Below are 20,408 nucleotides of genomic sequence, written 5' to 3'. Positions count from 1 at the left end.
ACGCGCCACCCCCGTACCAAGCCATGAACCAGATATGAGCTGCCCCCTAAACCGCCGTCGACGGCTCCGGCGGCAAGGGCCCGTGGGAGGATCCGTCACCATGAGCGCATCCCCGGCGGTACGGAGCCTGCGCGCCGCGGTGTTCGCCGCGGTGTGTGTGCTGCTGGCCGCCGCCGGGCACGGGCTCGCCACCGGTGCGACACCTCCGTCGTGGGCGGACGGCGCCGGGTTCCTCGTGGTGTTCGGCATGGGCTGCCTGCTCGGCGGGCGTGAGCGGTCGTTGCCCGGCATCGGTGCCGCGATGCTCGCCACTCAGGCGGGACTCCACCTCGGTTTCGACCTCGCACGGCCGCGCGCCGGGATGGCGATGGCCGGGATGGCGCAGATGTCGGGGCACGGCATGGCCCCCATGCGGCAGACGCAGGCGATGACCCCGCACGCCGTGGCCGCCCACGTCGGCGCCGCCCTCGTCGCGGCCTGGTGGCTGCGGCGCGGCGAGGCCGCGCTGTGGTCGCTGCTGCGCTGGGCCGTCGCCTTCGTGCCGGGGCTGGTCGCCTGGTGGCGGCACGCCCCCGCACCGCTGCCCACCCGTCCCGCCCGCCGGTCCGGACGCGCCGCCGCCGACGCGGCCCCCCTGCGACAGCTCCTCCTGCGGCACGCGGTGAGCCGCCGTGGCCCCCCTGCCCCGATCCCGTACCCGGTCTGACCACCCACCTTCCTTTTCCCGTACGGAGATCACCTCACCATGTCCGCACACCGCACCACCCTGCGCCGCGCAGGCACCGTCGCCGCGCTCGCCACCGCCGGAGTCCTGGCCGCCGCAGGTGTCGCCTCCGCGCACGTCACCGTCCACCCCGAGAGCTACGCCAAGGGAGCCACGGACGGGGTCATCGCCTTCCGCGTCCCCAACGAGGAGGACAAGGCGAGCACCACCAAGGTCCAGGTGTTCCTCCCCACCGACCACCCCGTCCTCGGCGTCCTGGTCACCCCGCAGAACGGCTGGACCGCGAAGGTCACCACCAGCAAGCTCAAGACGCCGGTGAAGACCGACGACGGCACGATCACCGACGCCGTCTCCGAGATCACCTGGACCGGCGGGAGGATCGGCGCCGGGCAGTTCGAGGACTTCAATGTCGCGTTCGGTCAACTGCCCGACGACACCGACCAGTTGACGTTCAAGACGCTGCAGACCTACTCGGACGGCAACGTAGTCCGCTGGATCGAGGAGACCACGGCCGGCGACGAGCCGGAGAACCCGGCGCCCGTCCTCAAGCTCACCGCCAAGGGGAGCGCGGGCGGCGACCAGACCCCGGTCGCCTCGGCCTCGACGGCGGCCACCGACACGAAGTCCACCTCCGCCTCCTCGTCGAGCAGTGACTCGACCGCCCGGGGCCTCGGCGTTGCCGGGCTGATCGTGGGCGTACTGGGCCTGGCCGCCGGGGCGTTCGCGATCGTGCGCGGCCGGACCCCGCGGTCGTAGCCCCGCATGCCGAAGGGCCCGGATCCACCACCTGGTGGTCCGGGCCCTTCCGGCGTGACCGTCCCTACTGCGAGACCAGTTCCAGCACCTTCTCCGCCGCGACCTCCTCGACGAGGGAAGTGCGGGAGGTGCGCCACAGCCACAGGATGTCGCGGCCGAACGACCACACGAGCGTGCCCAGCGCGAGCGCCACCACGCCGATGTTGGCCGCCTCCGGCAGCAGGTTCGCGCCGGCCAGCAGCAGGAGGATGCCCTGCGTGGCGGCGACCGTCTTGCGGGCCGTGCTCGGCGGCAGCGGGGCGTTCAGCCACAGCCAGACGCGGGCGGCGGCGACGAACGCGTAGCGCATGCCGCCGATCAGCAGGACCCACAAGCCCATCTGCGTCGAGACGTACACGCTGAGCACCAGGATCAGGAACGCGTCGACCTCCATGTCGAAGCGCGCCCCCAGCGCGGTGGAGGTGTTCGTGCGCCGGGCGACCTTGCCGTCGACGCCGTCCAGGATCAGGGCCACCGCCGTCAGTCCGACCAGCAGCGTGACCGGGGGCGAGCTCTCGAAGGAGTCCGCGACCAGCGCGGTCACCCCGCCGACCAGGATGGCCCGGCCGAGGGTGACCCGGTTGGCCGGGCCGAAGGAACGGGTCCGGGTCCGGTGCAGCGCCTTGGAGAGCACGGCCCAGGTGGCGATCGCGAACGCCAGGCCGGTCAGCCAGCCGGCCGGCCCCATTCCGATCGCCGTGCCGAGCAACGCCAGCAACAGGACCTGCACGCCCGCTCCCACAGCGGTCTCCTGCTGGACCAGCCTTGCGTCGTAAGTGTTGTTCAGGGCCACCGCACACCCTCCGGCCGTATGACAGAGTCGATCAACGCCGCGTACTGTGCGCGGCCTGTGGTTACCCGTACGTGAACAGCTTCCCGATCGTTCAGGAGGATCCCGATGAAGCGCACAGCGAGGGCGTTTTGGATCGGCGCTCCCGGTCATGGCGAGATACGGGACGTCGTCCTGCCCGACCCCGCCGAGGGCGAGGTACTGGTCCGTTCGCTGTGGTCGGGTGTGAGTCGGGGCACCGAGACGCTGGTCTTCCGCGGGGGCGTGCCCGAGAGCCAGCACGCGACGATGCGGGCCCCTTTCCAGGAGGGCGACTTCCCGGGCCCGGTGAAGTACGGCTACCTGAACGTCGGGGTCGTGGAGGAGGGCCCGGACGCGCTGGCCGGCCGTACCGTCTTCTGCCTCTATCCGCACCAGACGCGCTACGTCGTGCCCGCGAGCGCCGTGACACCGGTGCCGGACTCCGTGCCCGCCGGGCGGGCCGTCCTCGCCGGGACCGTGGAGACCGCCGTCAACGCCCTGTGGGACGCGAGGCCGCTGATCGGCGACCGGATCGCGGTGGTCGGCGGCGGCATGGTCGGCTGCTCGGTGGCCGCGCTGCTGGCCCGCTTCCCGGGCGTGCGTGTCCAGTTGGTGGACGCCGATCCCACGCGTGCGAAGACCGCCGAGGCGCTGGGAGTCGGCTTCGCGCTTCCGGCGGACGCGCTCGGCGACTGCGACCTCGTCGTCCACGCCAGCGCCACCGAACAGGGCCTCGCCCGCGCGCTGGAACTCCTCACCGCCGAGGGCACGGTCCTCGAACTGAGCTGGTACGGCGACCGGAAGGTGAGCCTCCCGCTCGGCGAGGCCTTCCACTCCCGCCGCCTGGTCATCCGCAGCAGCCAGGTCGGCACCGTCTCCCCGAACCGGGCGAACCGGACCTACGCCGACCGGCTCGCCCTCGCCCTGGAACTGCTCGCCGACCCGGCGCTGGACGCGTTGGTCACCGGGGAGAGCGGCTTCGAGGAGTTGCCCGACCTGCTGCCGAGACTCGCCTCGGGGGAGATCCCGGCGCTGTGCCACCGGGTCCGCTACGCCGACATCGGCTGAGAACCGTTCAATTCCGTACGACAAGCGCGTCTGACCTGAGAAAAGAGTGAGACTCGGCTGAACAGGGGATGCCGTGCAGCCGTACTACACGGCATCCCCCGGCAGGGATCAGCCGGGGGACCAGACGCGCCGCACCTGGAGGGTCGTCCGTTGTTCAGCATCACCGTTCGCGATCACATCATGATCGCCCACAGCTTCCACGGCGAAGTGTTCGGACCCGCGCAGCGGTTGCACGGAGCCACGTTCCTCGTGGACGCCACCTTCCGGCGCGAGCAGCTGGACGACGACAACATCGTCGTCGACATCGGCCTGGCCACCCAGGAACTGGGCGCCGTCGTCAGCGAGCTGAACTACAGAAACCTCGACAACGAGCCCGACTTCGCCGGGGTCAACACCTCCACGGAGTTCCTGGCGAAGGTCATCGCCGACCGGCTCGCCGAACGGATCGAGAAGGGCGCGCTGGGCGAGGGCGCCCGCGGCCTCGCCGGACTCCAGGTCACCCTGCACGAGTCGCACGTCGCCTGGGCGAGTTACGAGCGTGCCCTGTGAGCGACGTGACCATCGACCGCACCACCTCGCTGGGATTCCTGCCCGCGCAGCGCGTCGCCTCCCAGAATGCCGAGATCATCCCCATGTCCCTGCGCACCGTGCACTTCGTGATGCCCGGCGGCGTCGACGACCCGGCCACGCCCAGCGGCGGCAACGCCTACGACCGGCGCGTCAGCCTGGACCTGCCCGGCTTCGGCTGGCAGGTCCTGGGGCACGCCGTGGACGGCGAGTGGCCCCGGCCCGGTGCGGCGGCGCGTGCCGAACTCGCCCGGGTGCTGCGCGAGTTGCCGGACGGCACCGCCGTACTCCTCGACGGGATCGTGGCCTGCGGAGTCCCCGAGATCGTCGTCCCGGAGGCCGACCGGCTGAGCCTCGCCGTCCTCGTCCACCTCCCGCTCGGCGACGAGACCAGCCTCGAAGCGTCCGTCGCCGCCGAGCTGGACGCCAAGGAACGCACCGTCCTGCGGGCCGTGTCCGCGGTGATCGGCACCAGCGACTGGGCCGTCCGCCGCCTCGTCTCCCACCACGGCCTGGCCCCCGACCGGGTCCATGTCGCCACCCCCGGCGCCGACATCGCCCCCCTCGCCTCCGGCACCGACGGCGTCTCCCGCCTCCTGTGCGTCGCCACGCTGACCCCGCGCAAGGGCCAGCACCGGCTGATCGAGGCCCTGGCCGCCGCGGCCGACCTCCCGTGGACCTGCGAGTGCGTCGGCGGCTTCGGCAACGACCCGGAGTACGTCGACCACCTGCGCGACCTCATCCAGCGCTACGGCCTCCAGGACCGGCTGCACCTCGCCGGCCCGCGCGCCGGCGCCGCACTCGACGCCACCTACGCCTCCGCCGACCTCATGGTCCTCATGTCGTACGCCGAGACGTACGGCATGGCCGTCACCGAGGCCCTCGCGCGCGGCATCCCCGTGCTGGCCACGGACGTCGGCGGTCTCCCCGAGGCGGTCGGCCGCGCCCCCGACGGCGGGGTGCCCGGCATCCTCGTCCCGCCGGAGGACCCCGCCGCCCTCGCCGCCGAACTGCGCGGCTGGTTCGGCGAGGCCGACGTACGCCGACGTCTGAAGGCGGCGGCCCGGGGCAGACGAGCCGCGCTCGACGGCTGGGCCACCACGGCCCGCAGCCTGGCCGGCGTACTCACCCGGCTCCCCAGCGAACCCCGGAGGGCGGCATGAGGAACACGCAGTCCACACAGTCCACACAGTCCACGCAGTCCGCACGGGCGGCGGGACAGAGCGGACAGGCCGGACGGATTCCGGCACAGCCGGGGCCGAGGGGCGTACCGCTGGGGATGTTGGCGGCCCCGGCACAGCCCGGAGTGGAGGACGTGATGGCGGGAACGGTTTCGGCGGACGCCGGCGAGCAGACCGGGCCGGGTTCCGTGATCCCCGGCGCCGGACCCGCGAGCCGACCCGGCGAGCGGGCCACCGTACGGCTGCGGGACGTCGGGCCCGACGATCCGCCCCGGTACGCGCCCGAGTGGCTGGAGCTGCGGGAGGGCGCCGACGCCGTCGCGCGGGCGCCCGAACTGCTCGACCCGCTGCGCATCCGCCTCGCCAACCTGCCCGGCCGGTCCGGGGTGGTCATCCACGACCTGGGCTGCGGCACCGGCTCGATGGGACGCTGGCTCGCGCCGCGCCTCGACGGCGCCCAGCACTGGATCCTGCACGACCGCGACCCCTACCTCCTCCACTTCGCCGCCGTGGCCTCCCCCCGCGCCGCCGCCGATGGCAGCCGCGTCACCGTCGAGACCCGGCGCGGCGACGTGGCCCGGCTGACCCCGGACGCGCTGGTCGGCGCCTCGCTGGTGACGGCCTCCGCGCTCCTGGACGTCCTCACCCGCGAGGAGGTCGACGCCCTCGTCGCCGCCTGTGTCGGCGCGGGCTGCCCGGCGCTGCTCACCCTCTCCGTGGCCGGACGGGTCGAACTCACCCCGGCCGACCCGATGGACGAGGAGATCGCCGACGCGTTCAACGCCCACCAGCGGCGCGACGGACTCCTCGGCCCCGACGCCGTCACCGTCACCTGCGAGGCGTTCGCCGCGCACGGCGCCACGGTCCGCGTCCACCCGAGCGCCTGGCGCCTGGGCCCCGACGAGTCCGCGCTCACCGCCGAGTGGCTGCGCGGCTGGGTCGGCGCGGCCGTCGAGGAGCGCCCCGAACTGAAGGAGCGCGCCGACAGCTACCTGGAGCGGCGCCTCGCGGCCTGCGCGGCAGGGGAGTTGAGCGTGCTGGTCCACCACAGCGACCTGCTGGCGCTGGCCCGGCCGACGGGGGGCACGTCATGAGCGTCGAGACGATGAGGACGGTCGCACCGCGGACGGCCACCAGGACACGCCGGGTACGCGTCGACCGGTCCGCGCCGGTCGCCCTCGAACTCCGTGCCGAGGCCGCCGTACAGCAGGTGCAGCGGCGGCCCCGGCACACCCCGCCGCTGCACAGCTCGGCCGTCTCCGGCGACCGGATCGGGGTGATCGTCGCCGCACCGCGCCCCGGCACCGACCGCGCGTCCGGCGCCCGCCGCGTCCTGAGCGCCATCCTGAGCCGGGTGAACTCCCGCGCGGTACGCACCCACTTCGGCACGGTCGCCGGCCTCACCATCCTCGGCGTCCTCCTGTGGCGCCTGGGCACCGGCGTCTTCCTGGACGGGCTGCGCCGCATCGACGCACCCACCCTGCTCATCGGGCTCGGGATCGGCGTCGTCACCACCGTGTTCAGCGCCTGGCGCTGGGCCCTGGTGGCGCGCGGGCTGCGCATCAAACTGCCGCTCGGCCCGGCCGTCGCCGACTACTACCGCGCCCTGTTCCTCAACGCGGCCCTTCCCGGCGGCATCCTGGGCGACGTCCACCGGGCGGTACGCCACGGACAGAGCGCCGGTGACATGGGCCGCGCCGTACGCGCCGTCGTCCTCGAACGCGTCGCGGGGCAGATCGCGCTGGCCGTCGTCGGGGTGGCGGTCCTGCTGGGCCTCGACTCCCCGGTGATGGCCGACGCCCGCAGCGTCGCCCCGCTCGTCCTGTTCGCCGCCGTCGGCGCGTTGGCGGTCGTGGCCGCGCTGCGGATGAACCGTCCGCCCAGCGCCACCCACCGCGGTCGCGCCCTGCGCACCACCCTCGACGAGGCACGCGCCGGACTGTTCTCCCGCGCCAACTGGCCCGGCGTCACCTTCTCCTCGCTCGTCATCCTGGCGGGCCACCTCGCGATGTTCGTGGTCGCCGCCCGCGCCGCCGGCTCCGCCGCCACCGTCGCCCAGCTGCTGCCCATCGCGGTCCTCGCGCTGGTCGCCATGGGCCTGCCGCTGAACGTGGGCGGCTGGGGCCCCCGCGAGGGCGTCACCGCCTGGGCGTTCGGCGCCGCGGGCCTCGGCGCGAGCAGCGGCCTGTCCGTCGCCGTGATCTACGGCGTGCTCAGCTTCGCCGCCGCCGCGCCCGGTCTGCTGGTCCTGGTCGCCCGCTGGGGCGCGGGCCTGCGCACCGCCGGGCCCGGCACCGCCGTACCGGACCCGGAACCCGCTCAGGCGTCCGCGGTCAGCATCGAGAAATACGCGCCGAAGGAATCGGCGAGGCTCGCCAGCAAGGCCTTCCCCTTTTCCGCCGAGCCGAGGGAAGGGCGCCCGATGACGCCCGACTCGGTATAGCCGGACATACCGAGCGTCAGGAGATGGCGACGGTCGTCGGCGACGAAATCGGAGGTCTCATAACCGGGACGGATCAATTCGGGATGAGCGTGCAGAAGAATGGAGGTCTCGATTTCCCCCGCGTGCATATCGGTGAGCAGCGAGGTCACCACCCCCGCCCGCTCCAGCGCCGTCTCCCAGTCCTCGGCGGCGGGGAACAGCGCCATCCGCTCACCGCGCGCGGAGGATTCCTGAACGACGTTGCCCAGCACGTAGTTTCCGCCGTGACCGTTGACCACCACCAGGGTCTCGACCCCCGACCGGCGGAGCGAGTCCGCGATGTCCCGCACCACCGCATGAAGGGTCACGGAAGAGATGCTGACGGTCCCCGGCCAGGCCGCGTGCTCGTGCGAGCAGGCGATCGTCACCGGAGGCAGGAGATGCACCGGGTACGCCGCGGCGATCTCCCGGGCGACGGCACAGGCGACCAGCGTGTCGGTCGCCAGCGGAAGATACGGGCCGTGCTGCTCGAAACTGCCGACCGGAAGGACGGCGACCTGTGCTGAGACACCTGCCCCCCTAGTCCGTACGTCCTCCGTGGTGTCCGCCGGCACCAGTCCGTATGCCGCCGTCCGTGAGCCCGAACCATTCATTGTTTCACGGCCTTTCGTCTCTGCTTAGGAACCAGATCATGACAGAAAACATTGGCGTACTCGGCAAGAAGAAGTCTCCACAGCCCGCGGGCGTGGAACGCGTCGTGAATGCTCCCTTGCCCACCGTGTACGGCAAATTCCAGGCGATCGGCTACCTGGACCACGACCGCGGTGACGAGCAAGTGGCCCTGGTCTACGGCGACATCGGCACGGACGACGTACTCACCCGGCTGCACTCGGAGTGCCTGACGGGCGACGCCTTCGGCTCCCAGCACTGCGAGTGCGGCGACCAGCTGGACGCGGCGATGCGGGCCGTGGTCGCCGAAGGCCGGGGCATCGTCGTCTACTTGAGGGGCCACGAGGGCCGGGGCATAGGCCTGCTCGCCAAGTTGCGCGCGATGGCCCTGCAGGCGGAGGGCCTGGACACCGTCGAGGCGAACCTCGCCCTCGGCCTGCCGGTCGACGCCCGCGACTACGGCGTCGCCGCCGAGATCCTGCACGACCTCGGGGTGGCGAGCGTCCGGCTGCTCTCCAACAACCCGCGCAAACGCGAGGCGTTGCTGGAACACGGCATCAAAGTCTCCGAAGAGGTACCGCTGTTGATCCCGCCCTGCGAGAACAACATCACCTATCTCCGGACCAAGCGGGAACGCCTCGACCACCACCTGCCCCATTTGGACGCGGTGGCGCACTGGTCCTGATTCCGGTGGGCGGAGTCCGGACAGGAAGAGGGAATGACCGACGACATCCTCTTCCTCTCCGGCGACCGGATCCGACACCTGCTCGACGCCGACGCGGCCATCGCCTCGCAGCGGGCGGCCTTCACCGCGCTCGGTGCCGGCGACGCCGACCTGCCCGGCAAGATCATGCACCCCAGCCGCTTCGACGACAGCGTTGTCTTCGCCTACGTCTCCCGGCTGTCGGCGGACACCGGCGCCGTGGCGAAGTTCGGCAGCGTCAACCCCGCCAACGCCAGGGCCGGACTGCCCACCGTCCACGCGGTGATCAGCGCCCTCGACCCCGTCACCGGGCGCCTGGTCGCGGTCATGGACGGCACAGCGGTGACCACCCTGCGCACGGCCGCCGGCAGCGCCGTCGCGGTCGACGCCCTGGCCGCCCCCGACGCCGACCGTCTCGGCGTCCTCGGCTCCGGCACCCAGGCCCTCGCCCACGTCCGCGCGATCGCCCGGGTCCGCGACCTGAAGTCCGTACGATTGTGGAGCCCGAATCCGCAGCGCCGCGCACACGCCGCAGAAGCGCTCTCCGCCGAACTGCCCTTCCCCGTCGAGGCGGTGGACACCGCGAAGGAAGCCGTGACCGGCGCGTCCGTGGTCGCCGCCTGCACCCTGAGCACCACCCCCGTGGTGCACGGTGCCTGGCTCGCGCCCGGCTGCACGGTCGTCAGCGTCGGCTCGTTCGAACCGACCCGCGGCGAGGTCGACCCCGAGGTCCTGCGACGCGCGGCGGCCGTCGTGGTCGACGACCCGGAGACCGCCGCCGGCCACGCCGGGCCGATCGTCGACGCCCTGCGTGACGGACTGCTCGCCCGCGACGACCTGATCCCGCTCGGCGCCGTACTCACCGGCCGCCGCAGCGCCCGTACCGGAGTGGACGACATCGTCTACTACAACAGCGTCGGACTCGGCATCCAGGACGCGGCAGCGGCCTGGGCCGTCATCGACGCGGCACAGAAGGAGCGCCCGTGAAGCGTCAGGCCGAGGTCGTCGTCATCGGCGGCGGGGTCATCGGAACGAGCATCGCCTACCATCTGGCCCGCGCCGGCGTCAGAGACCTGGTCCTCGTCGAACGGGACGAACTCGCCGCCGGGTCCACCTCGAGGGCGGCCGGCGGAGTGCGGGCGCAGTTCTCCGACGGGCTCAACGTGCAGCTGGGCGCGCGCAGTCTGGAGGCCTTCGGCCGGTTCGAGGAGGACACCGGGTACGACATCGGGTTACACCGCGTCGGCTACCTGTTCCTGCTGTCCACCCCCGAGGACGTCGCCGGCTTCGAGGCGGGCGTCCGGCTGCAGAACTCCCTCGACGTGCCCAGCCGCATGATCGACCCCGCCGAGGCCCGCCGTCTCTCCCCGCTGATCAGCACCGAGGGCCTGCTCGCCGCCGCCTACTCGCCCGACGACGGCCACTGCACCCCCGAGGCCGTCGTCCACGGCTACGCGTCCGCCGCCCGCGACCACGGCGCGACGATCCTGCGCCACACCGACGTCACCGGCATCGAGACCCACGGCGACACGATCACCGCCGTGGTGACGACCCTCGGCCGCATCGACACCAACACGGTGATCTGCGCGGCCGGCGCCTGGTCCAAGGGGATCGGCGCGATGGCGGGCGTGGACCTCCCTGTACAGCCGCTGCGCCGCCAGATCGCGGTCACCGAACCGGTACCCGGCCTCCCGCCCACGCTCCCCATGACGATCGACTTCAGCACCAGCCTCTACTTCCACAGCGAGGGCCCCGGCCTCCTCGTCGGCATGTCCGACCCGGACGAGCGTCCCGGCTTCGCCACCGACACCCACGACCGCTGGATCCCCCGCCTCGCCGAGGCCATGCGCCGCCGCGCCCCCGGCCTCCTCGACCTGCGCCGCACCGGCGGCTGGGCGGGCCTGTACGAGAACACCCCGGACCACAACGCCCTGATCGGCGAGGCCACTTCGGTCTCCCGCTTCCTCTACGCCACCGGCTTCTCCGGCCACGGTTTCCTCCAGGGACCGGCCGTCGGCGAGGTGATCCGCGACCTGTACCTCGGCCACGTACCCTTCGTGGACGTCAGCCCCCTGAGCGCCGGCCGGTTCGCGGCCGACGCCCCGCGTCCGGAGGTCAACCTGGTATGACCGAGCTCCATCTGTGGCTGCGCCACGAGGCCCGCACGACCGAGCGCCGCACCCCGGTAGTCCCCTCCGACGCCCGCCGGCTCGTCGAGAACGGGGTGACCCTCACGGTCGAGGAGTCCCCGCAACGGATCTTCCCGATCGAGGAGTACGAGGCCGTGGGCGCCCGCGTGGCACCTGCGGGTTCCTGGGTGTCGGCGCCGCAGGACGCGGTGATCCTCGGCCTGAAGGAACTCCCCGACGAACCGGCCGAGTTGACACACCGTCACATCTTCTTCGGGCACGCCTACAAGGGCCAGCCGGGGGCGAGCGACCTGCTGCGGCGGTTCGGGGCCGGGGGAGGGGCGCTGCTCGACCTCGAATACCTGGTGGACGACGACGGACGCCGCCTGGCCGCGTTCGGCTTCTGGGCGGGCTACCTGGGCGCGGCCCTGGCCGTGCTCCAGCACCGGGGCCGGCTGGTCGCGCCCCTGACGCCCACCTCCAAGGAGGAGCTGGACAAGATCCTCCAACCCACCGCCGGGGACACGGAGTTCAGCGCCCTGGTGATCGGCGCGCTGGGCCGCAGCGGCCGGGGAGCGCGGGTGGCGTTCGCCGAGGCCGGCGTCGAACCGGCCTGTTGGGACCTGGCGGAAACTCAGCACCTGGACCGCCCGGCCCTGTTGACCCACGACGTACTGGTCAACTGCGTCCTGGCGACGACCCCGGTGCCGCCCTTCCTCCGCGAGGAGGACCTCGACGACCCGGCCCGCCGTCTCCGGACCGTCGCCGACGTGACCTGCGATGTCGGCTCCTCCCTCAACGTGCTGCCGGTCTACGACCGCACGACCGAATGGGACGACCCGGTACGGCGGTTGAGCGACCGGCCCCCGCTCGACCTCATCGCCATCGACAACCTGCCGTCCCTCCTGCCGAGGGAGTCCAGCACCGACTTCTCGGCGGCGCTGCTGCCGCAACTGCTGGAGTTCGAGACGGGCGGGGCATGGGGCCGCTGCCTGGACCTGTTCCGTACGAAGTCCCGCGAACGCGGAATCGATAGCGACATCACCGCCGGGGAAGGGAAGTTGGGCCATGTCTGAGGTGGTGCGCGCGAGCGGTACCGTCCACTGGATCGGCGCCGGGCTGTCCACGGGCAGCGGTCTCGCCCTGCTGTGCGACGCCGCCGAGCGGGTGAGGCTGTGGCACCGCACCGAGGAGCGTGCGGCTCGGGCCCTGGATCACCTGGGCCTGACGGGGCGTGCGGAACCGCGTGCGTTCACCCTCGCCGCGCTCACCGCCGAACTGGCGCCCGGAGACGTCGTGGTCTCCATGCTGCCCGCGCCCGAACACGCGGCGCTGCTGGCCGCCTGCGTAAGGAGGCAGGCACACTTCGCCTGTTCCAGCTACGTCTCGGACGCCGTCTTCGAACAGGTACCGGCGGCGGAGAAAGCAGGGGTCGTCGTCCTCACCGAGGCCGGTCTCGACCCCGGCATCGACCACCTCTTCGCCCACCGCCTCGTCGCCCGCGCCCGGGAGGAGATCGGTGCGCACACGGCGGCCTCGTACAGCCTCACCTCGTACTGCGGCGGGGTGCCGGCGGTGCCCAACGACTTCCGGTACCGCTTCAGTTGGGCGCCGGCCGGGGTGCTGGGCGCGTTGCGCTCGCCGGCGCGGTACCTGGAGGACGGGGTGGAGACGGTTGCCGAGCGTCCCTGGGAGGTGACCCGGTCGCATGTCGTCGACGGGGAGACCTTCGAGGTCTATCCGAACCGGGACAGCGTGCCGTTCATCGAGCAGTACGGGCTGCCGGCGGGCTGGCAGCCGCGGACGTTCGTGCGGGGCACGCTGCGTCTGGAGGGCTGGCTGCGGGCCTGGGACGCGGTGTTCGACGAACTGAAGGCGGGGGACGACACGCGGATCGCCGCGCTGGCAAGGGAGTTGGCGGCGACCCACCCCACCACGGACGCCGACCGCGACCGGGTCGTCCTGGCCGTTTCCCTCGACGTCCGGGGCGATACGGGCGAGACCTGGTCCGGCAGCTACCTCCTCGACCTGGTCGGCGACGAGGAGGAGAGCGCGATGGCCCGCTGCGTCTCGCGTCCGCTCTCCCTCGCCGTCCGCCACATCCTCTCCGACGACCTGCCGGCCGGCCTGAACCGGGCGGCGGAGACGGCGGAACGGTCACGCGAGTGGCTGAGTGAACTGGCGGGGGAGGGGCTGGAGTTCACGTTGCGGGTGGATCAGTAGCCGTGAGGGTGCGCCTCAGTCCGTGACCGCTTCGTGCACCAGCTGCTTGAGCTCGGGGATGATCTTCAACGAGTGCTTCGGCCGCAGCTGGGTCATGAACTGCACGGTGAGATCGCGGCTCGGGTCCACCCAGAACGTCGTGGTCGCCGCCCCGCTCCAGCCGAACGTGCCCAGTCCAGTGGGGGATTGGGTGCGTTCGGGGTCGATGACCACGGAGACGCTGAGGCCGAAGCCGATGCCGTCGTTGCCGGGTTCCTGGTGGGCGGGGCTGCCGAAGGCGCGCATGTCGGCGCCGTCGGGCAGGTGGTTGCTGGTCATGAGGTCGACGGTCTCGGGGGCGAGCAGCCGGACACCGTCGAGTTCGCCACGGCGCCGCAGGAACTCCGCGAACCGGTGCACGTCGTACGCGCTCGCCGCCATCCCTCCGCTGCCCGACAGGAACCGCGGCCGGCCGCCCCGCAGCGGCAGCCCGGCGATCGGCTCGATACCGCCGCCCTCGGCGTCGCCGTACAACTCGGAGAGCCGGTCGGCCTTCTCGTCCGGGACCTGGAAGCCCGCGTCGGGCATTCCGAGCGGGCGGAAGATCCGCTCGGCGAAGAACTCGTCGAGCCGCTGCCCGGACACCACCTCGACGACCCGGCCCAGCACGTTCGAGGCGACGGAGTAGTTCCACTGCGTGCCCGGCTCGAACTGGAGCGGCAGACTCGCGTAGATGTCGATCGTCTCGGCGAGGTTCGCGCCGGGCGGCACGGACGACTCCAGGTGCGCCTCCCGGTAGAGGGCGTCGACGGGGTGCGCGTGGTAGAAGGCGAAGGTCAGGCCCGAGGTGTGGGTCATCAGGTGCCGGATCAGCATGGGCTGCTCCACCGGGCGCGTCCTGACGTCGGCGCCGGAACCGCTGTCGTAGACCCGCATGTCCGCGAAGGCCGGGATGTGGTCGCCGACCGGGTCGTCCAGCGAGAGCTTGCCCTCCTCGACCAGGAGCAGCGCGGCGACCGCGGTGACCGGCTTGGTCATGGAGTAGATCCGGTACAACGTGTCCGGCGCGACGGGGAGTCCGGCCGCGACATCGCGGTGCCCGTGGGCGGTGAGGTGGGCGACGCGGCCGTGACGGGCCACGGACACCAGGAAGCCCGGCAGGCGCTCCACGTCGACGTAGTGGGCGAAGTGCTGGTCCAGGCGGTCCAACGCCTTGTGATCCAGTCCGACCTCGTCCGGGTCGACCTCTTGCAGCAGCTGTGCCATGGCTCTCCTCCGAATTGCGTTCACGAGGTGGGGTCCCGCATACCCGGCCCCGGACACCTCGGAACTCATCGTCGCGCAGGAACACCTGCGCGGTCTCCTGTAACGGGGGGATGTGTGAGCGACGCGACTGTCCGGCCGGGCAGTACGAGACACGCGAGAGCACCGGTCAGGGCCACCGCGGCGAGCACACCGAGCGCCCACTCCCGCCCGCTCGCGGCCATCAGCGCGCTCCCGGCGGCGACGCCCAGCGTCGGACCCACGTTGACCACCGTCTGTTTCAGCCCGCCCGCGACCCCGGCCGCCTCCACGGCCGCCTCCCGCACCACCACCTGCGTCGCGGCCACCATCACCGTCCCGAACCCGGCCCCCAGCAGGGCGAATCCGCCGCACACCGCGACCGTGCCCGAGGCCCGGGACAGCACGAGCACCCCCGACGCCACGACCACCATGGCCACTCCGGCCGTACGACGCGCACCGACCCGGCGCAGCACCACCGCGCACCCGGGCGCGGCCAGGACCATCGCCCCGGCCAACGGCAGCCCCCGCAGGGCACTTTGGAAAGGGCTGAGCCCCACCGCGTCCTGGAGGAAGTAGGTGACGACGAACAACGTTCCGGAGAACGCGGCCGACGCGGCGAGCAGCATCCCGAGCGCCCCGCGGATCGCCGCCGACCCGACGACGTCCGGCGGCAGCAGCGGATGCGCCGTACGACGTTCATGGCATACGAAGCCGACGCCGGCCGGCACGGACACGACCAGCGCACCCGCCGAGCCGGGCAGGTCCACCAGCGCCTGGATGAGCGCGGCGAGGGCGAGCGCGAGCAGCAGGGCGCCGGGCAGATCGAACCGGATGCCCTTCGCCGCCTTGTGTTCCGGCTCCCGCACGGTGAGGGCGAGCACGCCGCACACGAACGAGGGCACGACATGGAGGAAGAACACCGCCCGCCAGCCCACCGCGGTCACCAACACCCCGCCCACCAACGGACCGGCCGCCGCCGCGATGCCGATCACGCTCGTCCGTACCGCGATGGGCATACCGAGCCGGTCGGGCGGGAACGCGGCCCGCAGCATGCCGAGCGTGGCCGGCTGCAACAGCGCCCCGAACACCCCCTGCACGACCCGCAGTCCGATCACCCAGCCGACACCGGACGCCAGCCCGATCCCGGCCGAGGCGGCACCGAAGCCGAGCATGCCGAGCGCGAACACCCGCTGATGCCCGTACCGGTCCCCGATCCGCCCGGCCGACACCAACAGGCTCGCCACGGCGACCAGATACGCGGTACTGGTCCACTGGACCTGTGCCAGCGACGCCCCCAACTCCCGCTGGAGCGTGGGCTGTACGACGGTGAGCACGGTCCCGTCCAGCGCGACGATCGCCGCCCCCGCCACACTGCCGGCCAGTACGAGCCGCCGCCGCGCTGTCACAGGGCGGCCTCCGGACCGAGGTGCGCGTCGAGGACCGCCCGCAGCAGGGGTACGAAGTCGTCGGCGCCGGTGGCGAGTTGGAGGCTTCCCCAGCGCCAGAGCTGGGCGACGCCGTGCAGGTTCGCCCACAACGCGCCCGCGACCAGGCGGGCGTCCGCATCGGGACGGGCCCGGCCGACCAGGTCCACCAGGACACCGAACAGCGGCAGGCTGGTGTCCCGCAGCCCCAAGTGACCGCTCTCCAGCAGATCGTGACGGAACATCAACTCGTACATCCCGGAGTTGTCGAGCGCGAACCCCAGATAGACGCGCCCCAGCGCCGTCAACTGCGCCCGCGGGCTCGCCGTACCGTCTCCGACCGCCCCGGTGGCCCGTTCGCCCAGCTCGGCGAAACCGCGCCGCGCGATGGCGGACAGCAGCTCCAGGTGGGTGGGGAAGTGACGCCGGGGCGCGCCGTGCGAGACGCCGGCCCGCCGGGCGATCTCGCGCAAGGTCAACGCCTGCGCACCCTCCTGGGCCACCAGCTCCACACCGACGTCGACGAGGCGGTCCCGTAGCCCTGCTTCCGGTTCGCTCATGCTCATGGACGCTGTCTACCAAGACTTCGTAGACAGTGTCTACTCGATGGCTCCCCGCTCGGGGAATGCGTGACGTGCTTCACACGGTTGACGGAGGTATGACTCACGACGCGACGCAGGACGCACTGCTCCGGTTGCTCTCCGAGGGCCACGGCGGAGTGCTCATCACCCTCAAGAGCGACGGCCGACCCCAGCTGTCGAACGTCAGCCACGCCTACTACCCCGACGAGCGCGTCATCCGCGTGTCGATCACCGACGACCGCGCCAAGACCCGCAACCTGCGCCGGGACCCCCGCGCCTCCTACCATGTGACCAGCGCCGACCGGTGGGCGTACACGGTCGCCGAGGGCACGGCCGACCTCACCCCGGTCGCGAAGGACCCGCACGACGACACGGTCGAGGAACTCGTCCGGCTGTACCGGGACGTTCTCGGCGAGCATCCGGACTGGGACGACTACCGAGCCGCGATGGTCCGCGACAAACGGCTCGTGCTGCGGCTGCGGGTGGAGCGCGCGTACGGCATTCCGAAGGGCGCCAACCAGGGGTGACCCGTCGTCACCGTCCTTCACCGGCGCTAAGGTTGATCCGCTGTGCGGTGAGTGGACGACGGGGGAGTGCACGCGGTGATGGATCTGCTGTCCACGGGCGCCATCGGTGCGGTGTTCGGGGCCGTCGGCTCCGGGATGGCGAGCGAGGCGGGCAAGCTGGCCTGGGAGTCGGCCGGCGGAATGGTCCGCCGGCTCGCCGGACGCGAGGTGACCGCACCGGCCACCCCCGACGAACTGGACGCGATCGCCCGCATGGTCCACGACCGCGTCCACAGTGACCCCGAACTCGCCCTCGTCTGGACCCGGTTCGCGCGAGGTGTGCGCATCCCGGGCCCCGTCACCGGGCCCGGACGCCACTGCCTCCCGCCCGCACCCCGCTCCTTCACGGACCGTCAGGACGCCCTGAAACTCCTGGACAAGGAGGCGACCCGCCCCTTCGCAGGGCGCCCGCGCCTCGCGCTCCTGCACGGCCCCGAGGGCATCGGCACCAGCACCCTCGCCCACCACTGGGGCGCACGGCAGACGAACCGCTTCCCCGACGGACAGCTCTACGCCGACCTGCGCGCCCTCGGCCCCGAACCGGTCCTGGCCACCCTGCTGCGCCAACTCGGCCTGCCCGACGAGGACATACCGCCCTCGGCCGCCGACCGGGCCGCCCTGTTCCGGCGGTCCCTCACCGACCGCCGCGTTCTCGTGGTGCTCGACCACGCGCGCTCCGCCGCCCAGGTGCAGCCGCTGCTGGCACCGGCTCCGGACGTGGTCACCCTCGTCGTGGCGCGGCATTCCCTCATCGGCCTCGACGCGCTGCGGATCCCGGTCGGCCCGCTGGGCCGCCGGGACGCGAAACGCCTGCTCACCGAGCTGGTCGGCAAACCGGCGGTCACCGCCGCCCGCGCCACCCTGCCCGCCGTACTGGACCGCTGCGCGGGCTCGCCCTACGCGCTGCGCGCCGCCGCACCCCGGCTGACCACACCGCCACAGACACCGGCAGGCCCCGAGAACGACCCGGTGACTTCCGCCGTCGAGGACTCGTACCGCCTGCTGACCCCCGACGCCGCCCGCCTCTACCGCCTGACCGGCCTGTACGACTGGCCCGCCCTGGACGCCCGCGCGGCTGCCCGCGCCGCCGACACCGACGAGGCCGAGGCGGCGCGACTCCTCGACGAACTCGCCGATGCCCTGCTCGTCGAGCGCACGGACGACGGCCGCTACCGCTACCGGCCCGCCGTCCGCGCCCACGCCGAACGGACGGCCGCCGCCACCGACGGCATCGCCGCGTGCTCCGCCGCCGTGTCCCGCACCGTCCAGGGATATCTGCACCTCGCGCTCGCCGCCGCGCAGGCGGCACTGCCCGAGAGCTGGCGCGTCCCGTCGGCGGCCACCCCGCTGTCGTACGAGACCCGGGGCGCGGGTGTCGCCGCGCTGGCCGCCGAGGCCCCCAACCTGGTCCAAGCGGTGCACGCGGCCGAGGAGTTCGGCGACTGGGACACCGTCGTCCTGCTGGGCCAGGCCCTGTGGCCGCTCCAACTCAAGGCCGGCCACCACGACATCCTGCTGCCCGCCCTGGAGGCCGGAGCGCGCACGGCCGACACCCACTTCCCCGGCACCCGCACCGCCGGCGCCCTGCACGCCCAACTCGCCCACAGCCTGATGGAGTTGCGGCGCTGGGACGAGGCCGAGCCCGAGGCGCTCGCGGCGGCACGGGACGAACGCGCGGGAGGACATGTGCGCGGCCACGCCTCCGCCGTCGAGTTCCTCGGACTGCTCCGGCTGCGCCAGTGGCGCTTCGACGAGGCGACCGCCGCTCTCCGCGACGAGAAGGCCGAACAGCACCTGGCGTATCTGCGCGCCCTGCGCGAGCGCTGCGAAGGCTAGCCACGGGTGACCCGAACCCGGTGAACAGCCCCTCCCGTGTGCACGGTCAGCCCCTGCGCGACGACCTCGTGCAGTGACTTGCCGGACGCGAGCCAGGCGTGCAGGGCCGAGGCGTGGGCGGCCGGGTCGGTGTCCGCTCCCGGCTCGGCGCGCAGGTGCAGCAGGGTGCCGTCCGCGACGCGGACCACGCAGGTGCCGGGGCCGGTGATGTACGCGGCGAGGGCGCACTGCGGGTGCCGGGCGAGTGTCTCCGTCGTCCAGAGCGCGGGTGACCCGAAGCGGGGGTCGTCGGCCGCACCGTGCCGGAACACCACGTCGGCCAGGGCGAGTTGGGACTGCTCGCGGGTGTCCTCGTGCACCGCGAGGTGGGCGTCTCCTGTGCCGCCGGGCGCCGGGTGCGGGCCCGCGTGCCGGACCACGGAGACCTCGGCGGTGCCCGGCAACCGGGTGAGCACCTGGAGCGGGACCGTGTGCGCGGCGGGTTCGAACGGCGGGAGCGGGAGCGGTTCGAGGAGCGCGGGCGCGTCCGGTTCGGGGATGCCGGCGAGGTCGTAGAAGAGGCGGCGGAGGAGGGTCGCCGACTCGCCCGGGACGGAGCTGGTGAAGGCGGCGGGGGCCGGTGAGGGGGTGTGGGTGTCGATCAGTTGGGACAGTTGGGGGCGGAGGGGGAGCGCGGGGTCGAGTCGGGGTGCCGTGCGGACGAAGTCGTGCACCGGGGCGTCGGGGGCGAGGCCCGTGAGGGGTGCGGCGCCGAGGAGGACGGGGGTGCCGAGTGCGGCGGCGTAGTAGGTGACCGAACCGTGGTCGCCGATGACCGCGTCGGCGGCGAGCAGCGCCTGGCGCCAGCCGTGCAGCGGGTCGACGAGGGTGAGACCGGCGCGGCGGGCGCGGTCGAGCCAGGCGCGGATCTGGCCGGGGCCGTGGCCGTACCAGATGTTGGGGTGCAGGACGGCCGCGAACCGGTACTCGTCGACGGGGAGTTCGGAGGTCAGCCGGGGGAGCAGCGAGGGCAGGACGTCGTCGCCGAACAGGGAGTCCGGGTTCCAGGTGGAGTTGAGGACGACCAGTCGTTGGGCACGCCCTACGCCGAGCGCCCGTCGGTACCGCTCCCGGTACGGACGTGCCGCGAGCATGCGGTCCCAGCAGGGGTCACCGGCCAGGACGGCCGTGGGTACGGCCTCGGGGCAGACGGCACGCAGCCGCTCCAGCTGTTCGGGGTGCGACAACACCAGCGCGTCCGCGACGAGTTGCCCGCTTTCGTCGAGCAACCACTCCGGCGACAACCCGAAGACCGGAGCCGCAGCCTCCGCCGCCCTGCCGCCGGCCGTTGGGTGTTGGGTGTTGGGTGTTGGGTGTCCCTAGCCTCTTAGTATATCCGACACCGTGGGACAACACGGCCAATACGCCGGAAAGTGACCGGAGTTGACCGCCGAAGCTCGCCGAGAC

The 20,408-nt window shown here is 72.6% G+C and carries 19 protein-coding genes and 1 pseudogene; 14 read left to right on the top strand and 6 right to left on the bottom strand.

Annotated features, from left to right (window positions below):
* Positions 1-100: 100 nt before the first annotated feature.
* Both ACIQBL_RS13760 and ACIQBL_RS13755 read left to right on the top strand, forming a co-directional pair.
* Positions 101-706, top strand: coding sequence for a hypothetical protein (locus ACIQBL_RS13760; RefSeq protein ID WP_401940626.1), 606 nt, complete (start codon positions 101-103; stop codon positions 704-706).
* A gap of 39 nt (positions 707-745) precedes the next feature.
* Complete coding sequence (locus ACIQBL_RS13755) at positions 746-1,480, top strand: YcnI family protein (protein WP_401940623.1); 735 nt, start codon at positions 746-748, stop codon at positions 1,478-1,480.
* 64 nt (positions 1,481-1,544) lie between these two features.
* Here ACIQBL_RS13755 and ACIQBL_RS13750 read toward each other — a convergent pair whose 3' ends face one another.
* Positions 1,545-2,312 carry a CDP-alcohol phosphatidyltransferase family protein gene (locus tag ACIQBL_RS13750; RefSeq protein ID WP_401940621.1) on the bottom strand — a complete coding sequence of 256 codons (768 nt, stop codon included), beginning with the start codon at positions 2,310-2,312 and terminating at the stop codon, positions 1,545-1,547.
* 105 nt (positions 2,313-2,417) lie between these two features.
* Between ACIQBL_RS13750 and ACIQBL_RS13745 the strand changes: the two genes are divergently transcribed.
* From ACIQBL_RS13745 to ACIQBL_RS13725, 5 genes and pseudogenes are all read left to right on the top strand, one after another.
* Positions 2,418-3,398, top strand: a complete 981-nt coding sequence (locus ACIQBL_RS13745) for a zinc-binding alcohol dehydrogenase (RefSeq protein ID WP_401940620.1) — start codon at positions 2,418-2,420, stop codon at positions 3,396-3,398.
* 150 nt (positions 3,399-3,548) lie between these two features.
* Positions 3,549-3,947: a 6-carboxytetrahydropterin synthase gene (locus tag ACIQBL_RS13740; RefSeq protein ID WP_043671992.1), complete on the top strand. Its 399-nt coding sequence runs from the start codon at positions 3,549-3,551 to the stop codon at positions 3,945-3,947.
* The gene (locus ACIQBL_RS13735) at positions 3,944-5,128 is read left to right on the top strand and encodes a glycosyltransferase family 4 protein (protein WP_401940617.1); all 1,185 of its coding nucleotides are present in this window, start codon (positions 3,944-3,946) and stop codon (positions 5,126-5,128) included. The genes ACIQBL_RS13740 and ACIQBL_RS13735 overlap by 4 nt, the downstream gene beginning before the upstream one ends.
* A gap of 155 nt (positions 5,129-5,283) precedes the next feature.
* Complete coding sequence (locus ACIQBL_RS13730; protein WP_401940744.1) at positions 5,284-6,240, top strand: trans-aconitate methyltransferase; 957 nt, start codon at positions 5,284-5,286, stop codon at positions 6,238-6,240.
* Positions 6,237-7,313: pseudogene (locus tag ACIQBL_RS13725) on the top strand (YbhN family protein); the annotation flags it as partial. The gene ACIQBL_RS13730 and the pseudogene ACIQBL_RS13725, both read left to right, overlap by 4 nt.
* Positions 7,314-7,465: 152 nt before the next feature.
* Here the strand turns inward: ACIQBL_RS13725 and ACIQBL_RS13720 are convergent.
* Positions 7,466-8,221 carry a creatininase family protein gene (locus ACIQBL_RS13720; RefSeq protein WP_401940616.1) on the bottom strand — a complete coding sequence of 252 codons (756 nt, stop codon included), beginning with the start codon at positions 8,219-8,221 and terminating at the stop codon, positions 7,466-7,468.
* 38 nt (positions 8,222-8,259) lie between these two features.
* Here ACIQBL_RS13720 and ribA point away from each other — a divergent pair, with 38 nt between their 5' ends.
* From ribA to ACIQBL_RS13695, 5 genes are read left to right on the top strand one after another with little or no spacing between them, the layout of a single operon-like run.
* Positions 8,260-8,922, top strand: a complete 663-nt coding sequence (gene ribA, locus ACIQBL_RS13715) for a GTP cyclohydrolase II (protein ID WP_401940614.1) — start codon at positions 8,260-8,262, stop codon at positions 8,920-8,922.
* Between the two features lie 33 nt (positions 8,923-8,955).
* Positions 8,956-9,927 (top strand): ornithine cyclodeaminase family protein, encoded by a 972-nt coding sequence (locus ACIQBL_RS13710; RefSeq protein ID WP_401940611.1) that lies wholly within the window; start codon positions 8,956-8,958, stop codon positions 9,925-9,927.
* Complete coding sequence (locus ACIQBL_RS13705) at positions 9,924-11,069, top strand: NAD(P)/FAD-dependent oxidoreductase (RefSeq protein ID WP_401940608.1); 1,146 nt, start codon at positions 9,924-9,926, stop codon at positions 11,067-11,069. The genes ACIQBL_RS13710 and ACIQBL_RS13705 overlap by 4 nt, the downstream gene beginning before the upstream one ends.
* Entirely contained in the window at positions 11,066-12,145 is a 1,080-nt protein-coding gene (locus tag ACIQBL_RS13700; protein ID WP_401940606.1) for a saccharopine dehydrogenase, read from the top strand. Before ACIQBL_RS13705 ends, ACIQBL_RS13700 begins: the two co-directional genes overlap by 4 nt.
* The gene (locus ACIQBL_RS13695; protein ID WP_401940603.1) at positions 12,138-13,292 is read left to right on the top strand and encodes a saccharopine dehydrogenase family protein; all 1,155 of its coding nucleotides are present in this window, start codon (positions 12,138-12,140) and stop codon (positions 13,290-13,292) included. Before ACIQBL_RS13700 ends, ACIQBL_RS13695 begins: the two co-directional genes overlap by 8 nt.
* A gap of 15 nt (positions 13,293-13,307) precedes the next feature.
* Here the strand turns inward: ACIQBL_RS13695 and ACIQBL_RS13690 are convergent, their stop codons facing one another.
* The 3 genes from ACIQBL_RS13690 to ACIQBL_RS13680 form a co-directional block, all read right to left on the bottom strand.
* Positions 13,308-14,537 (bottom strand): serine hydrolase domain-containing protein, encoded by a 1,230-nt coding sequence (locus ACIQBL_RS13690; protein ID WP_401940601.1) that lies wholly within the window; start codon positions 14,535-14,537, stop codon positions 13,308-13,310.
* Positions 14,538-14,602: 65 nt separating this feature from the next.
* Positions 14,603-15,961 carry an MFS transporter gene (locus tag ACIQBL_RS13685; protein ID WP_401940599.1) on the bottom strand — a complete coding sequence of 453 codons (1,359 nt, stop codon included), beginning with the start codon at positions 15,959-15,961 and terminating at the stop codon, positions 14,603-14,605.
* Positions 15,958-16,539 (bottom strand): TetR/AcrR family transcriptional regulator, encoded by a 582-nt coding sequence (locus ACIQBL_RS13680; RefSeq protein ID WP_401940742.1) that lies wholly within the window; start codon positions 16,537-16,539, stop codon positions 15,958-15,960. Before ACIQBL_RS13680 ends, ACIQBL_RS13685 begins: the two co-directional genes overlap by 4 nt.
* Positions 16,540-16,637: 98 nt before the next feature.
* Between ACIQBL_RS13680 and ACIQBL_RS13675 the strand changes: the two genes are divergently transcribed.
* Entirely contained in the window at positions 16,638-17,087 is a 450-nt protein-coding gene (locus ACIQBL_RS13675; protein WP_401940598.1) for a PPOX class F420-dependent oxidoreductase, read from the top strand.
* Positions 17,088-17,138: 51 nt separating this feature from the next.
* A complete protein-coding gene (locus ACIQBL_RS13670; RefSeq protein WP_401940595.1) occupies positions 17,139-18,962 on the top strand; it encodes a tetratricopeptide repeat protein in 1,824 nt (607 codons plus the stop codon).
* On the opposite strand, the gene ACIQBL_RS13665 is transcribed toward ACIQBL_RS13670, so the two are convergent.
* A complete protein-coding gene (locus tag ACIQBL_RS13665) occupies positions 18,959-20,095 on the bottom strand; it encodes a hypothetical protein (RefSeq protein ID WP_401940740.1) in 1,137 nt (378 codons plus the stop codon). The two genes, ACIQBL_RS13670 and ACIQBL_RS13665, sit on opposite strands and share 4 nt — an antisense overlap.
* Positions 20,096-20,408: the final 313 nt, after the last annotated feature.

It is taken from the genome of Streptomyces sp. NPDC088350 (assembly GCF_044753545.1).
GTDB lineage: Bacteria > Actinomycetota > Actinomycetes > Streptomycetales > Streptomycetaceae > Streptomyces.
The sequence above is the reverse complement of the archived record's forward strand: the minus strand, read 5'-3'. Positions and strand labels throughout refer to the sequence as shown.